This window comes from Colwellia sp. 5_MG-2023 (genome assembly GCF_030547795.1).
GTDB lineage: Bacteria > Pseudomonadota > Gammaproteobacteria > Enterobacterales > Alteromonadaceae > Colwellia.
In genome coordinates, this window is the sequence record NZ_JAUOPW010000001.1 from 77,486 (window position 1) to 92,375 (window position 14,890).

Genomic DNA, 14,890 nt, shown 5'->3' on the forward strand with positions numbered 1-14,890 from the left:
CAGATTTATTAAGTTAAATCATTGATGCTCGTTATAAACCTATAACGAGCATCAATCAATGCGACTTTACAATAATGTGCTTATGGCTAAAGTTTGGCATTAAAACGAGCAAAACCCTGCTCTAAATCAGCAATTAAATCATCGACATCTTCTAGACCAATATGCAAACGAATTAACGGAAACTCTGCCGTCCACTTAGTTGCACTTCGAATTGAATCAATACTCGTAATACCTAAAATAAGTGATTCGAACCCTCCCCATGAATAACCCATTTTAAAATGCGATAAGCCATCAAGAAATGCCGTAAGTGCTTCTCTATTGCCACAGTTTAAGGTAAAAGAAAATAAACCATTAGAGCCGGTGAAGTCACGTTTAAAAAACTCATGTCCTGGACAAGACTCAAAAGCAGGATGTAAAATAGTATCAACCTCTGGTCGCTCTTTTAACCAGCTAGCTACTGTTAACGCACTCTTTTCATGTTGCTTTAAACGTACACCAATCGTTCTAATACCACGTAACGCAAGATATAAATCATCTGGTGAGGTGCATTGCCCCATTAAATAACTATTATCGCGTAATTGTGGCCAATATTTTTCTGTTGCTGTCGCGGTGCCTAACATAACGTCAGAGTGTCCAACAATATATTTAGTGGCTGCTTGTATACTAATATCAACACCGTAATCAAAGGGCTTAAAATTAATACCTGCGCCCCAAGTATTATCAAGCATTACAATACAATCATGTTGATGTGCTATTTTGGCAATGGTTGGTACATCTTGTACTTCCATCGTAATTGAACCCGGAGACTCTAAGAAAACAATACGTGTATTGGGCTTTATTAATGCTTCAATACCAGCACCAATAAGTGGGTCATAATAAGTTGTTTCTACACCCATTTTAGCTAAAATTTTATCGCAATAGTCACGTGTTGGCTCATAAGTACTATCAACCATTAAAATATGATCGCCACTTTCTACAAAAGAGATTATTGCATTGGTTATCGCTGCCGTACCTGATGGATAAAGTGCACAACCTGCACCACCTTCTAATTCAGTCATTGCATCACTAAAAGCAAACGCTGTTGTTGTGCCTCTTCTACCATATACCATGGTTTGATTATTACGATTCTTTAAAGCATCATTCATTTCAGCCACAGTTTCAAACACAACAGTTGAAGCCCGTGTAACGCTTGGATTAACTACACCATTTGTCCATTTTGCTTTGCGACCTGCAGTAACAATTTTAGTATCTTGTTTCATTTAAATCTGACCTTTAGGTTTAATTACTTCAAATAGCTATCTAGCCATCTAAACTTATTTGTATTTATACAGGGAAATGAAAGAAAATTCACCTGTTATCTGTTAAGTTTTAAAACTGATAACTAATAAGAGAGAACTGAAATAGATATCTAGAACAACTCATTAGGTTAATCGTTAATAATAAAATTATTGAGATAAGTTTTAGGTTACTGCTATTTTGTTAGGATTGATACAGAACAGCATCCACTTTATTACTTGCCTTTAATTTATTATTTTCTTCATTTAAAATAATATTATCTGCCATTAGCTCTTCTAATTGGCTTTGTAGCTGAATAACTTTACTCGTAGTCGCGATTTTCTCTTGTTTATACTGTTTTTCTCTTTCTAGCGATTCTGAAAGTTTTAGTTGAGCACTTTCAAGTGTTACCATTAGTTTTTTAATGTTCACGTCGTTGTCATGCTTGGCGCTATTACTATTTTGTAATAACGTAAATTCTTCACTATTGTCATCATCCGCTAAAATTTGTGTTAAATAATCAAACCCATAAATAATAAGTGTCAGCATTATCGTTAAAAATAAAACAACTATATATTGATTGGCACTAACAGAGTCAAGGGCAGATTGTAGCCTTACGTACAGCCCCCCATTAGTCATCACCAGTGAACTAATAAACTCATTATGCCAAACAAACCAAATGACAATATACGACATAAGAAAATGAAAAGACGGTTTTAAATTTAAGATGATTCTAAGAAACAATTTTGTTTTATCTGACAACATAAAATTCCCTTTTATATACTTAAGCTCAGCTTAATAAATGTTCATTAAATCATGCCAGTTTTAAAATGGACAAGCAACCAGCATGCACCTAAGTAACTTGCTTAGTAATAAAGAGCTTAAAATAATTGCAGTATAAAAAGACAGAGTACACAAGTGGTAAAATAAAAATAGCGGCTAAAATATCAAATCAGTATGAAATAACGAACAACAATCGATTAAAATAAATTAATTTGCTTACTAACAATCTCATCAAAAGATTTCCCGAGAAAAGGTAAAACATCATCGGCTATTGGCTTAATCTGTTTATCGATATAATGCTCATAATCTAAATTCCCTTTCGATAACTCTATTGGCATTACACCATTTAAGGTCATCACATATTCAATAATACTTCTTTTTCTATACTTAGGTGATTGACCTGAGTCTATTGAAGCTTTATTAGCAATTAAACATGCCTTAATATGAGGTGGCGTATTAACATAATCGTTAAGATCTCTTCTTATTTTTTTCATATAAACTAGATTATTATCATGCTTTCCAGCCCTTATCTCGCTCAATAGAGTACAAATGTACTCATCTATAGGTAAATCATCAAATACTCGTCTGAACAATTCTTGCTGGAACACTTTACTCGCTTGAGTCCAGTCACTTCTAACCGTTTCTAGTCCTTTAAAAATTAATTTTCCATCACTTAACCCAACATACCTTTTTTTCGTACCAACCTTTTGTCCTTTAATTGCTTCCTGTCCACGAATTGTTGGCATTAAAAATTTGGTGAAGTGTGTTTCAAATTCAATTTCTAAATCACAAGGTAAGTCAAAAACTGCTTTTATATAATGTTGCCACTTTGCATTAATAAAGCCTTGTAAATCTCGACCTAAACTTTTACATTCAGCAGCAGCTCTATCATCACCAACATGCACAAAGATTGAATCGGTATCACCGTAAATAACACGAAAACCATGTTCTTCAATCCAGTGAGTTGTCTTTTTTAAAATTTCATGACTACGTTTAGTAATAGAGCCAGAAAGCCTAGGATCAAAAAAACGACACCCTGTTGAGCCTAAAACACCATAAAAACTGTTCATGATAATTTTAATTGCTTGTGACAATGCCGCATTTTTCTGCAATTTCGCCTTATCTCGCTCTAACCAAAGTGAAGTGATTATATCGGGTAAAAAATGTTTATCGCGCGAAAAATACGCGCCATCAAACCCCTCTACCACTTTTTTATTTTGAACGGGTAACGTGGTATTAGCCTCTTCTTTTTCGACAACTAATAAGCCTTCAACTAATCCCATAGGATCTATCTTAAAACTTCGAATAATACTCGGATATAGTGATTTAAAATCGAGCACTAACACATTGCTATACAGACCAGGTATTGAATCCATAACATAGCCACCGGGAGATATTAAGCCAGAAACACCGTCTCCCATATTAGGCGCGACATAACCACTACGGTGAAGTTTAGGTAAGTAAAGGTTAGTAAAAGCGGCAACAGAGCCACCTATTCTGTCAATTGCTAATCCGGTTAATTGCGCACGCAATTGGGCAAATTCTAATAATTGAGTTTTTTCAAAAATTAGCCATACTAATCGGCAATCTTCAAGGTTATAAGCCGCCAATGCTGGTTTATTATTTAAAAAATTATCGGTGATTTCATCAACTCTATTTTCAACATTATCAACTTTTTTCCCTATACCTAATAACGTATTGGCAACGTTGTCTAGGGAAAAACTAGGAAAGCTATAGGTTGCTGTTTTTAGTAAATCAATACCGTCAAGCACGACTCTGCCAGCAATTTCAATAAACTGCTGATCAGTATTATTACTATTAGTTCGCCAGCGAGGTTCACTACCATCACGTCCAATGGAAAATTTTACTTGATGAAGATCGCAACGTTTTTGTAATAAACGAAAGTCAAAATTAATCACATTCCAACCAATAAAAATATCAGCATCAATAATGTCTACTTGCTTAATGAGTTCAATGAGTAACTCTTTTTCATTGGCAACCCAAACAATATAAGATTCGGCATCATACTGAGGATCACCTATCATTAAAACACGCTTCAATTCTTCATTATTATTAGCATAAAGACCAATTGAATAAAGCTCTCCTGCCATAGAACATTCAATATCAAGTGATAACATACTCAAATGAATTGCTAACGGCTGCGCTGATTTTTTACACTTAACTTTAAGAGGATTAAGATAAGTGTTATGTGTTTCGTAATTCATGCTATTACGGCTAAATAAAAAATCTATATCAGCAGTAATAAATCGCTCCATTAAATAACGATCATCAGGACGTATATCATCTTCATAACACTTAATTTTTTTTGCTCTAAGACATTCTCGCGCACGATAAAACTGCGATAAATTAGCAAAATAAAATCCATGAACATATAGTTGAGTAAAGGTTTTTAATTCTAACAGCTGCTGCTTAACAAGCGATATTCCTTGGTGTTGTAATATAGCCTCTGCTTGCTTTGCCTGCGGTTGCTCAACAAAAAAAACGGCTAATTCATTATAAATAACAAGTTTTTGTGCTCCTTTTTCAGTTTTTAACCACAATGTTATCTGTAAATCGTTACCTTTATCTTGCACTTGGCGACTAAGTAAAAAGCCCTGTTGTATTTGTTGTGGCAGATTAGTTTGCATATTTTTTAAAATTAAATAGAGAGAAAAAACAAAGCCTGTTAATATATACAGCAGTGTACTTTATAATCTTACCTTTGGAAACTGCCTTAAATGCTAACTGACAAGTTAAAACTCATAATCCGTCAATCATATAAAGCAATTGGTGAGAATTTAAGTAACTTTAACCCTAGAAAGCAACAAACGTTTTTGATTGCTGAAATAGCAAAAACCTTAGCCGGTGAATACAGTAAAGATAGAAAAATTATCGCGATAGAAGCTGGCACGGGTACAGGTAAATCTCTTGCTTATAGTTTAGGTGCTATTCCTTTAGCCTTAGCGCGTGACAAAAAAGTTTGTATTTCTACTGCAACCGTAGCATTACAAGAGCAACTGGTTGATAAAGACTTACCTTTTTTAAAAAAATATGCCGGCTTAAAATTTGATTTTGCCTTAGTTAAAGGCCGACAACGTTATGTATGCAGACAAAAACTAACACAAGCTGTCGCGACTGATTCCCCTCAAGCAGGTTTTACTTTTGCTGAAAAACCACAAGCGAGCGATATTCGTACATTAAATGCTATGCATAAGGCATTAACTGACGGCTCTTGGCACGGTGACATAGATTCATGGAAAAGCCCTATCCCGCACCATATTTGGTCTCAAGTACAAAGTGATAAACATAGTTGTTTAAAAACGTTATCAGAACATCATCACTGCCCATTTCATAAAGCTCGAGAAACAATGGAACAGGCTCACGTGTTAGTCGTCAATCATAGCTTATTGTTAGCGGACCTTGAATTAGGTGGCGGTAAAATATTATCCCCTCCCGATGAAACTTTTTATATTATTGATGAAGCGCACCATTTACCTAAAGTGACCCGAGACCATTCGAGTGCAAGCGTTACCTTACGTGGTGCTATTGATTGGCTAACTAAGTTAAGGGAGACGGGTGATAAAATGGCGAAGTTGATTAAATCTCAACGTGCTATTTCTCCGGCATTAAAGCTTAGCGATGACTGCCAAGATTTATTAATAGAAATGCAGAAAGTACTTACGTTTGTTGATAATAATGCAAAAACCTATTTTCTAGAAAATAATGCCACAGACAATAGCAACAATTTCAAAAACAATGACGATAAGGTTTACCGCTTCGACAATGGCATAATTCCTAAATCATTAAAAAATTGGGCTGAAGATTGTAATGAATTAAGCAAAAAATCATTAAGCCACTTAAACAAACTTTATAATGCCTTAATTGAAGCAGTAAAAGATGGTGATTGCCAAATGTATCTTGCTGAGCCTGTTTTAAGTGAGGCTGGCTTTATGATACAAAGGTTAGAAAATTTACAGTCGCTTTGGCACATGTACGCTAAAACAGACAGTGATAAAGCGGCACCAATGGCAAGGTGGATTCAAATTCAAGATCCTGTTAAAGCTAGTGCTCGACAAGACTATTTATTGTGTGCTTCGCCAATAGAAGTCGGATTTACGTTAGAAGATAAACTTTGGAGTCAATGTGAAGGCGCTGTATTATGCTCAGCGACATTACTTGCCTTAAATTCCTTTGATAACTTTCGTTTTCAAGCTGGTTTAAGAAACGATGATGGTAGCCAGTATCAACAGGTAACGTCACCATTTGATTATCAAAATAATGCTCAACTGGTTGTTGCAAAAATGACGAACGAACCTAGTGCCATGCAATTCACCGACGAACTGATAGATAAACTACCTAAGTATTTAGAGCAAGGTAGTGCCAGCTTAGTACTTTTTTCTTCTTATTGGCAAATGGAAAAAGTTGCACAAGCGTTACGAGAAAAAAATCAACTTGATATTGCGGTACAGGGAGAGCATTCTCGCCAACATATCATTGAAAAACATAAGAAGAATTGTGACAACAATAAAACCAGTATTATTTTTGGCACACAAAGCTTTTCTGAAGGTTTAGATTTACCTGGTAATTACTTAAACAATTTAATTATCACAAAGCTGCCTTTTTCTGTACCAACCTCTCCCGTTGAACAAGCTCAAGCCGAATATATTACGGCAAAAGGAGGTAATCCTTTTATGTCATTATCAGTACCTGACACCTCTAAAAAACTTGTACAAGCCTGTGGGCGATTATTGCGTAATGAAAAAGACGAAGGCGTAATCACTTTGATGGATAAACGGGTAGTAACTAAAAGATACGGTAAGCAATTACTTGACTCTTTACCACCATTTGAACGTGTAATTGAAAGATAGAAAACACCATAGTAAAGATACTATTGAGCAGTATCTTTAGCTTCTTTATAATTAATTTTTGCATAAGTTAATAGTAAAATACCCATAGTAACAATGGCCGCGGTTAAATATAACGCCTCATTATAATTACCAAATTGTTTTATTAATGCAACTGAATATAATGGACCTAAAATTTGCCCTATGCCATAAGCAGATGTAATTGCTCCCATAATAAACACAGGATTTTTCTTAGAAAGTTGACCACCAAAATTCATAAATAAAGACACTAATCCGATAAAGGTAGCACCAAAAAGCAAACCACTAATAAGGTTCATTACAATATTGCTAGAAAGGGTAGGAATTATAATACCAACAATCTGTAATAGCATAGCAACAATCATAATATTAATGCTGCCAAAACGGTGTGCTAAACGCATCCATATAATACATGATGGAACACCAGCAATACCTACTGCTAACCAGACATATCCACCATAGCCGTCTAGCCCTTGTAACGAATTGACAATGTCGGGTAGAAAAGTTGCTTGTACAACCATACCAATACCTTCGGTAAAATAAGCCAATATTAAAATGATCACCATCGGAGAAAATAACGACTTATCAAATTTGTGTTTAACCACTTCATTGTTAGGCTGTTTATCAAACCGTAAAACATAAGCGGAATAACACGATAACAATGCTCCTAATATCGCTAAGATGATCCATGCATCTTGCCAATTTCCGCCAGCATAAAATACGCCCCTCATAACCAGATCAGTAATGAGTATTGAAAAGCCTAAACCACTAAAGTGTATCCCCATCGCTTTGGTTTTATTTACCGACTTTAGCTTTAACATGACAACGGCCGATCCTACAACCAAGGCCATTGCTGCTCCAAACCCAGCAAATAGCCTTCCAATAAACCAGATTGTACTATTGTCAGTAACGCCTAAAATAAAAGAGGAGATGACACAAATAAACAGTCCAAACCTGAAGTATTTAACTTTAGAATGAATATCTTTAATAAAAACAGAGAAAATAGAGCCAGTTAAATAGCCGACATAGTTGATGGAAGCCAGCACGCCAGCATAGGCAATAGTAATACTATCTTCTAACATTGCAGGTAGCAGCGAAGTAAACACAAAACGAGCCACGCCAACGCCTACAATAAGCGCAAATATACCTGCTAATAAAATAGCACTGTTACTCTCTCGATTAAATATAAGCATACTTCCCCATATATTTTTTTACGGTATATTACAGTCTATAACCAATTAAGTTGCATAAAGAAATCATTAATAATGATAAGTGGTATATAAAATACAAATTTAATCGATAAATTAGATAAGCGAGATAAAATAGTTAACATATTTCAATTAACGTATTTCATTGATGAATTTGTATCTTTCTAGTTTATTTTTAGATTGTTGCAATAAATTAATATTATTGACAACACTTTCCTCAATTCTTCGATTATTAACTTTCTACGAAAAAAGATAACAACCATAAATTCACCTAAAATTTAACGTGAAAGTTTAACGTGGACAGAAAATTTAACGTGATTTAACGTGGATATGATTTAACGTGGACACCCACCTTTATTTATAAACAAAATTAAAGCAGGTGGAAGATAAAATCGCTAGGCGAGGGCTAATTTTTCAAAACTAACATAGCGGTCTATATTAGTTTTGAAGGCCAATAATACCAACTTACTTACGCGATCAACCTCACTGGTTATTGGTTATTGGTTATTGATTATTGATTATTGATTTTAAACAAGCAATATTTATTTAAGACTCCTTATTGCAACGACGCAATGTCAAACCTATTAACCCTAATGCAAAAATAGTCAGTGTCGTTGGCTCTGTTACCGCTTGCAACGGCTTAGGGCTGCTCCATACTGCGTAAGTTGAGGAGTTAGAAATACCGGTATTTAAACCTATACCCACTGTAAAAGGACTCGTTGTGTCCCAATTAGGATTGCTATTATTTAATGCCATTACGCCAAAGAGTGTGTTATTTGTATTACTTTTGTATGGCGTGATTACAAAACAATCATTGTAGGTATTACTACTGCAACCAAAAGTTAAATCAGGTAACGAATCAAATAAACCATCAACTGAATCTACAAAGACATCATTTAATAATGCCAATGATGCGACTTTACTTTCTTCTTCGGTTTTCCAGAAAAAATCGCTCTGTTCATCACATCCGCTAAACAAGTCAGGACAAGTGCCATCAACAAAGCTTACATCATAAAGCTTACCGTTGATGTTTATATTAGAAGCACCTAATAACTTACCGCTGGTCAGATCTATATTCAACATGAGCGTCGCATTGGCCAAGTTAAATAAACTACAGGCCGATATGAGCAAAGATAATATCATTACTTTAAAATATACTTTTTCCATTTTATTTTTTCCTTATGAACTTAACTCAATGTAACTTGGATGAATTTAACTTAGACACCCATTTTTATTTATAATCAAAATGGGTGTCTAAGTTAGTTAGGCTAAACGGATGAAGTAATTACTATATTCAGCACTAACGGTAGTGCTTAGATGCTTATTTTATGACGAGATACCAATAACATTATACCGAATGCTAAAATGGCAAATGTTGATGGTTCAGGTACCTCGTGTATTATCGGATCAGCGATTGAATCATCAATAATCTCAACCCAATTAGGAGAGCTACCAAAATCTTTTGAACCATGTGCCCCGCCACTACCGCCACCAGTGTCAGGTTCAGTGTCTCTGCAGTTTATACTGCCGGTTATTGCACCAAATACACAACCTGTTTCCCATGCGGTTACTAATGGATCACTAAAACTGAGCGATTCAAAGAAAAACTTACCTGCTGTAATTTCAAAATCATTGTTAATAAGAGTACCTGAAAGACTATCGATACTATTAATATCAGTAACTGAAAATCCACTGAATAAATCGGTATCGAAGTATTCGAAAGAAACAAAATTAGTGAGTAAAATGGCATCGCCCCAAGTATAATCGACTAACTCTAATATCGCCTCAGCGGTTCCATATGAACCATCAGCGTTTGCATAGCAATCTTGGCATTGCCCAGTAAAATAATATGAGGTGATAATTCCGGCATTAGCAAATGGCACAATAATCATGAGTATGATTACGGCATAAATTTTACTCAAATAATTTTTAATATTTTGCATGAAACTCTCTTTTAATGATTAATTAATTTTTTAATTGTAATCATTATCCTCAAATATTTTATTTAGTCCTTACGCTTTCCTTACCATTATCAATAAATCATATAGTCATCTGATATATAGACTAATATTAAATAAAAAAATTAAAAGTTTGTCGTGTTCTGAATCCGTTTTTTAAATTTTTTCGTTATTTAATCTTTTGAAACGAAAAGATTTACGTGAGTCTTTGAGCTATAACTCAAGCACGGCGAGCACAATGGGAAACAAAAGGAAATTAAGTAAACTAATGAGTTACTTTCTAGCGGTAGTCATCAATAAAATCCTTTTTTTGATAGGTCCTCTAATCCTAATTGAGAGGTTTAACGTTTCAAATAAAGATGGATGTTCAAATTAACTTTACCACTGTGCGTTTAAAAAAGATGATTGCTTATTACGTAAAAAGTAGGTGTAATGGCTGAATAATAAGCGCTGAGTGATGCAGGGATAGTTTAAAAGTGATAGGTAACCCCCATTAAATTGGCTTGATGTAACTAACGTTATAAAAAGCAAATCCCCATAGCATAAACAACACCAACTCTGACACACCGAGCAGGTAACGCCTCAGTCCAACAAGCGATTATGCAACACAAACTGCGTGTTGCATAAATACTAAATTATTAGTACTCAAGGAGAGGTGATGGGACCGCTGAAAATTTCAGAATACAAGAAAAGTATAAAATTCGAATTTGTACGAGCTCAAATGGCTCAAAAAAAGTTTATGAAACTTGTCGAATATAAGTACTCCCAACTGTCGCAGAATCAAAACCACAAAGCCTCTACGATAATAAAGCTTCAATACTTTGATACATATGCACTATGGTGTGGTCATGTATATGAGGTAATAAAAGCACTAGCAATTATCGATCAATCTTTATCTATAGAAGAAGATTCAAATGCATCTGACTTTGATTCTATCCTTCAGGAGGAAGTTGAAAAATTGATTGCAACTGCTGTTTCAAAGCCTGGGATTATCCATCCATCTTTGAAACCTAGCTTTTCTTCTGATTTACGTACAGTCAGAAATAAGTGTTCTTTTCACTGTACAAATAAAAGAGTGAAAACAGATATTTTGTCAAAATTTATGAAACAACATCATCAGGAAATATACTTTGTTTATGACCTGTTAGCCAAAAAAAACGAGTTATTTGGCATCGAAAGTCTAAATGATTTTGGTGCTATCGAAGAATTTTATAGTATTAACTTGAGTGATGAGTAAATTGAGTACTAAAAGAAAATCCGCACGTTATTATGGGTGGCCTGATAAATTTACCCCGCTCACGAAGTGAGTTCTGCGTTAGCAGAAGGGCTTGCCCCGGGGATGTTTACTTACTCTTTAATATTGATTTACAATAGCTTTTTCAATCTATGGGTGACTATTAGGATCTGTTATAGAAGTATTAGCATTATATTCAGCCAAGTTACTGTAACCATCGTTATCATTGTCTAAGTTGGCATCATCTGGATTTTCATCATTTAGGCCATTTTGTGCTTCAAACCAGTATGGTAAATCATCTTCGTCTAAATCCTGACTTAAACCAAAGTTCAATGTTATATTATCGTTGAAAAATCGGGTACTTGTGTTAGAAAAATCAGCATGATAAATAGAATATTTAACGGTTACAGGGCTAACATCTTTCCTATTAATGATAGTCTGGTGTGAATAAGCACATTTATTAGAGGTTATTATCTGATTGTTTTTATCGAGAAACTCTAGGTCACAATTGATTCCGGTTGTCATGCCGCTAGCAGAAGATATATCAACCATGCTTATTAAGTCATCATAGCTATTTGGTGGTGTGAATGTTGCCTGTTTGTCAATTTGCTGTTGATGGGCAATAAAGCCACTAAAGTTTTTTACTACCGAAGTTTGAGCCGCTTTTTGACTAGCACCTAAGGTTAACCGGTAGTTTTTAGTTGCATCTTGAGTCACCGCTGGGTTAGGGCGAATCCGTACATCTACAACAGTATTGGCTAATTGGTTAGGAAAAGTATGGTAACTGCCATCACCTGTAGCAAGAGCTTGCCAACTGCCGTCTAAATATAGCTCAAGGAGCCATTGACCCGGATTTTCCATATCATTCAGTTTTAGTTCTATGCTACCGTTAGCAGGTAATTGATAAACAAAATAATCTATGTCATTGCCATCTTCATGATTACCCATAACAAAGTTGCGTTCGTCATAAAGTTCGGTAGCGGAATCTCTAGTATCATTAACTTCGTATCGATCAAAGTTCGTTGCTTCTAATGCAGCAAACTGAATAGTTGCGTCAGTTGCTGAGTTTGCCTGCATGTACCAATAATATTCGCCTGGTTCAGTGATCGCTTTGATAATTTCATCTGTATTTGCCAAATTATTAGAAGTACCTAATGTGTATAGTGTTCCGCCAATATCTTGATATACCGTTAATGTAAAGTCCGTTGCAGCATCCTGACCAAGCAGTACCGCGGTAGTTTTGGCTCTCTCGCTAATGTTAAAGTGATAACAATAAGCGCCACCCGTTTGAGTGCTATTTAATGTATATAACAAATTAGTTGAAAGCGTAGTACAAAGTGGAGCATAAACTTCAGTTACTGCAGCTGTCACCATTGACTGAGTTGTAAGAGATCTACCGGCACGTAGTTTAGATTTCTTAGAAAATGAGGTTGCAATGACTTGGTCCACTTCACTATTAGCTAATACATTTTTTATATCATTATAATTCGATGATACTGCTGGAGAAAGGGAACCTTTTAAATCAACCTCAAGTGCATTTGCAACAGAAATTGAAAGGGATGAGGCTACACATACAATAGTTAGTAATTTACTCTTATACATCATATATTTTTCCTTGTGTTATAATACCAATTACACTAATAGCGTTCAAGAATTAGGGTTGAACCTTAGGTTAACTTTTAGTTGAATTTTTTACTTAATTATTAAGCAGTTTTAAATTATCTGAAACACGCCAGTAAGTCAACAAGACAGGGCAAGAACATAAGCGTTTAAAAAACAGTCGCCATGTTTTCAGCACCATTAATAAATTTTAATCATGCCAGCCATAATAACGACAATAGGCCCCCTATTAGACTGGCTTGATGTAACTAACGTTATAAAAAGCAAATCCCCATAGCATAAACAACACCAACTCTGACACACCGAGCAGGTAACGCCTCAGTCCAACAAGCGATTATGCAACACAAACTGCGTGTCGCATAAATAATAAATTGTTAGGTGTAAGGGATTTATATGCCGGATTCAACTAAATTAGCCAAATTCGTAAACGCTCTTGCTATTCTTTTATCAATATTTTCTATAGTGGATATTGCTTACTACGCAGTTACATTAAATTTAGGTTTTCCAATTATCAAAAGTTTAGGTACTCTTTCTATATCAGCTTTTCTATATTTATCTATTAATAAGCCTGAAATTTTTAATAAAAGTTAACAAAACTAACAAAGACGCTAGCTTATAAAGTATCTTAAAATAAAAAATTTGAGCAACTATCCCTGTTAATTGTTAATTTGAAAAGTCCTTGCTATTCGCTAGTAGTTAGCGTTTTATAAAACTCATTAAATGGTGATCTTCCTACAGAGGACTTTCTCCTCATTAGTTCATGCCCATGCTAAGTTTAGTAGCGTAGTTAATTTGGCCACCTACTTAGCAATGCTGTTGTGCATTTCATATCAACACAGTCACCCTTTTATATTTATGTTAACAACTTAAATAACTCACTTTTACTGCCAATATTCAGTTTTTGATAAATGCGGTAAAGGTGGTTTGACACCGTTGACGGAGAAAGCCCTAACTCTTTTGCTGCTTCTTTAAACGTTAATCCTTTCGCGAGTATTTGTACAACTTCATGTTCTCTAATCGATAAACTATCTAAAGGGCCTTGTGGCCAAATTTCAACAATGATTAAATCATTAAAGGGTTGGAGTTCAACTTGCAGTCCATCTACCGCATAACTTTTTCTAGCTAGATCTAAAGCGAAAGGTAATTTCAGTAAACTGCTCTCCAATTCAGTTTTGTTAGCATAATTCTCTTCAAGTAAATCAATAAAACTACTTTGTACTTGATGAAAGTAACCTTGTTTATCACAAATCGCTTTATGACTATTAGAATGTAATTTACTGTTAGTTATTGTCGTTTGGTTATCATCAGTACGTGCAAGTTGTAAGAAAAGTGCATGTCTCGCTGCGGTGAGTAAATGATATAGCGCTTGTTTTTGTATTTGTTTATCTTGATCAGAAAAAGGCTTGTTACGCTTAAATCGATATAAGCTTAACAACGTAAATAACCCTGTTCGGTCATCAAGGTGAATTGATGATAAAACTCTTTCTATATTGTGTGGTTTAAAGCAAGTTAGATAAATTTCAGAACGATAAAAGTCTTCATCAGCCATTAAATCACGCATATCTATTGGTGAGCCTAAATTCTCAAACAGACTATTTACCAGAGGGTTTATTGACAAATTATCAAGTAAACACTGCGCTAATGATTCAGGTACATTTATCAAGGTATGATTATGAAAACGAACCGTTTGTTGATGTCCGTTACTCCAAATAGCTCCGTCAAAACTAATTAAGTGTTGTAGCTTTGATAATGCCCAATCACGATATTCAGATAAATCAATTTTACTGGTGCCTAAATAAAGATCACTAATAAACCGGTTCAATTTATCTTGTTCAATAATAGCAGTCACAAGTAAAGAGCCTGATACACGTTAGCGATTTTTTTATCGAGTCGATTCATTGGGTAATTTTTACTATAGCGTTAAAAAAA

Annotated in this window: 11 protein-coding genes; 3 read left to right on the forward strand and 8 right to left on the reverse strand. The window is 34.8% G+C overall.

Features of this window, described 5'->3' with window-relative positions; all coding sequences use genetic code 11:
- Positions 1-86: 86 nt before the first annotated feature.
- The 3 genes from Q4496_RS00335 to Q4496_RS00345 form a co-directional block, all read right to left on the reverse strand.
- Positions 87-1,259, reverse strand: a complete 1,173-nt coding sequence (locus Q4496_RS00335; protein ID WP_303609736.1) for a cystathionine beta-lyase — start codon at positions 1,257-1,259, stop codon at positions 87-89.
- Positions 1,260-1,479: 220 nt separating this feature from the next.
- Positions 1,480-2,040, reverse strand: a complete 561-nt coding sequence (locus Q4496_RS00340) for a hypothetical protein (protein ID WP_303601671.1) — start codon at positions 2,038-2,040, stop codon at positions 1,480-1,482.
- A 215-nt stretch (positions 2,041-2,255) separates the two neighbouring features.
- Positions 2,256-4,706, reverse strand: coding sequence for a DNA polymerase II (locus Q4496_RS00345; protein ID WP_215972444.1), 2,451 nt, complete (start codon positions 4,704-4,706; stop codon positions 2,256-2,258).
- 90 nt (positions 4,707-4,796) lie between these two features.
- Here Q4496_RS00345 and dinG point away from each other — a divergent pair, with 90 nt between their 5' ends.
- Positions 4,797-6,926 carry an ATP-dependent DNA helicase DinG gene (gene dinG, locus Q4496_RS00350; protein ID WP_215972443.1) on the forward strand — a complete coding sequence of 710 codons (2,130 nt, stop codon included), beginning with the start codon at positions 4,797-4,799 and terminating at the stop codon, positions 6,924-6,926.
- Between the two features lie 20 nt (positions 6,927-6,946).
- Here dinG and Q4496_RS00355 read toward each other — a convergent pair whose 3' ends face one another.
- The 3 genes from Q4496_RS00355 to Q4496_RS00365 form a co-directional block, all read right to left on the reverse strand.
- Complete coding sequence (locus tag Q4496_RS00355) at positions 6,947-8,134, reverse strand: YbfB/YjiJ family MFS transporter (protein ID WP_303609737.1); 1,188 nt, start codon at positions 8,132-8,134, stop codon at positions 6,947-6,949.
- A 561-nt stretch (positions 8,135-8,695) separates the two neighbouring features.
- Positions 8,696-9,316 carry a PEP-CTERM sorting domain-containing protein gene (locus Q4496_RS00360; RefSeq protein WP_303609738.1) on the reverse strand — a complete coding sequence of 207 codons (621 nt, stop codon included), beginning with the start codon at positions 9,314-9,316 and terminating at the stop codon, positions 8,696-8,698.
- Positions 9,317-9,462: 146 nt separating this feature from the next.
- A complete protein-coding gene (locus Q4496_RS00365) occupies positions 9,463-10,092 on the reverse strand; it encodes a PEP-CTERM sorting domain-containing protein (RefSeq protein ID WP_303609739.1) in 630 nt (209 codons plus the stop codon).
- A gap of 673 nt (positions 10,093-10,765) precedes the next feature.
- Here Q4496_RS00365 and Q4496_RS00370 point away from each other — a divergent pair.
- Positions 10,766-11,344, forward strand: coding sequence for a hypothetical protein (locus Q4496_RS00370; protein WP_303609740.1), 579 nt, complete (start codon positions 10,766-10,768; stop codon positions 11,342-11,344).
- Between the two features lie 147 nt (positions 11,345-11,491).
- Here Q4496_RS00370 and Q4496_RS00375 read toward each other — a convergent pair whose 3' ends face one another.
- Positions 11,492-12,946, reverse strand: a complete 1,455-nt coding sequence (locus Q4496_RS00375; RefSeq protein ID WP_303609741.1) for a hypothetical protein — start codon at positions 12,944-12,946, stop codon at positions 11,492-11,494.
- Between the two features lie 408 nt (positions 12,947-13,354).
- Here Q4496_RS00375 and Q4496_RS00380 point away from each other — a divergent pair, with 408 nt between their 5' ends.
- Positions 13,355-13,552 (forward strand): hypothetical protein, encoded by a 198-nt coding sequence (locus Q4496_RS00380; protein ID WP_215972439.1) that lies wholly within the window; start codon positions 13,355-13,357, stop codon positions 13,550-13,552.
- 262 nt (positions 13,553-13,814) lie between these two features.
- On the opposite strand, the gene Q4496_RS00385 is transcribed toward Q4496_RS00380, so the two are convergent.
- Positions 13,815-14,810 carry a helix-turn-helix transcriptional regulator gene (locus Q4496_RS00385; RefSeq protein ID WP_215972438.1) on the reverse strand — a complete coding sequence of 332 codons (996 nt, stop codon included), beginning with the start codon at positions 14,808-14,810 and terminating at the stop codon, positions 13,815-13,817.
- Positions 14,811-14,890 lie beyond the last annotated feature (80 nt).

What these genes read in the sequence shown, in the direction of transcription:
- Q4496_RS00335 (WP_303609736.1), bottom strand. Translation starts at nt 1,259, where the DNA reads ATGAAACAAGATACTAAAATTGTTACTGCAGGTCGCAAAGCAAAATGG.
- Q4496_RS00340 (WP_303601671.1), bottom strand. Translation starts at nt 2,040, where the DNA reads ATGTTGTCAGATAAAACAAAATTGTTTCTTAGAATCATCTTAAATTTA.
- Q4496_RS00345 (WP_215972444.1), bottom strand. Translation starts at nt 4,706, where the DNA reads ATGCAAACTAATCTGCCACAACAAATACAACAGGGCTTTTTACTTAGT.
- dinG (WP_215972443.1), top strand. Translation starts at nt 4,797, where the DNA reads ATGCTAACTGACAAGTTAAAACTCATAATCCGTCAATCATATAAAGCA.
- Q4496_RS00355 (WP_303609737.1), bottom strand. Translation starts at nt 8,134, where the DNA reads ATGCTTATATTTAATCGAGAGAGTAACAGTGCTATTTTATTAGCAGGT.
- Q4496_RS00360 (WP_303609738.1), bottom strand. Translation starts at nt 9,316, where the DNA reads ATGGAAAAAGTATATTTTAAAGTAATGATATTATCTTTGCTCATATCG.
- Q4496_RS00365 (WP_303609739.1), bottom strand. Translation starts at nt 10,092, where the DNA reads ATGCAAAATATTAAAAATTATTTGAGTAAAATTTATGCCGTAATCATA.
- Q4496_RS00370 (WP_303609740.1), top strand. Translation starts at nt 10,766, where the DNA reads ATGGGACCGCTGAAAATTTCAGAATACAAGAAAAGTATAAAATTCGAA.
- Q4496_RS00375 (WP_303609741.1), bottom strand. Translation starts at nt 12,946, where the DNA reads ATGATGTATAAGAGTAAATTACTAACTATTGTATGTGTAGCCTCATCC.
- Q4496_RS00380 (WP_215972439.1), top strand. Translation starts at nt 13,355, where the DNA reads ATGCCGGATTCAACTAAATTAGCCAAATTCGTAAACGCTCTTGCTATT.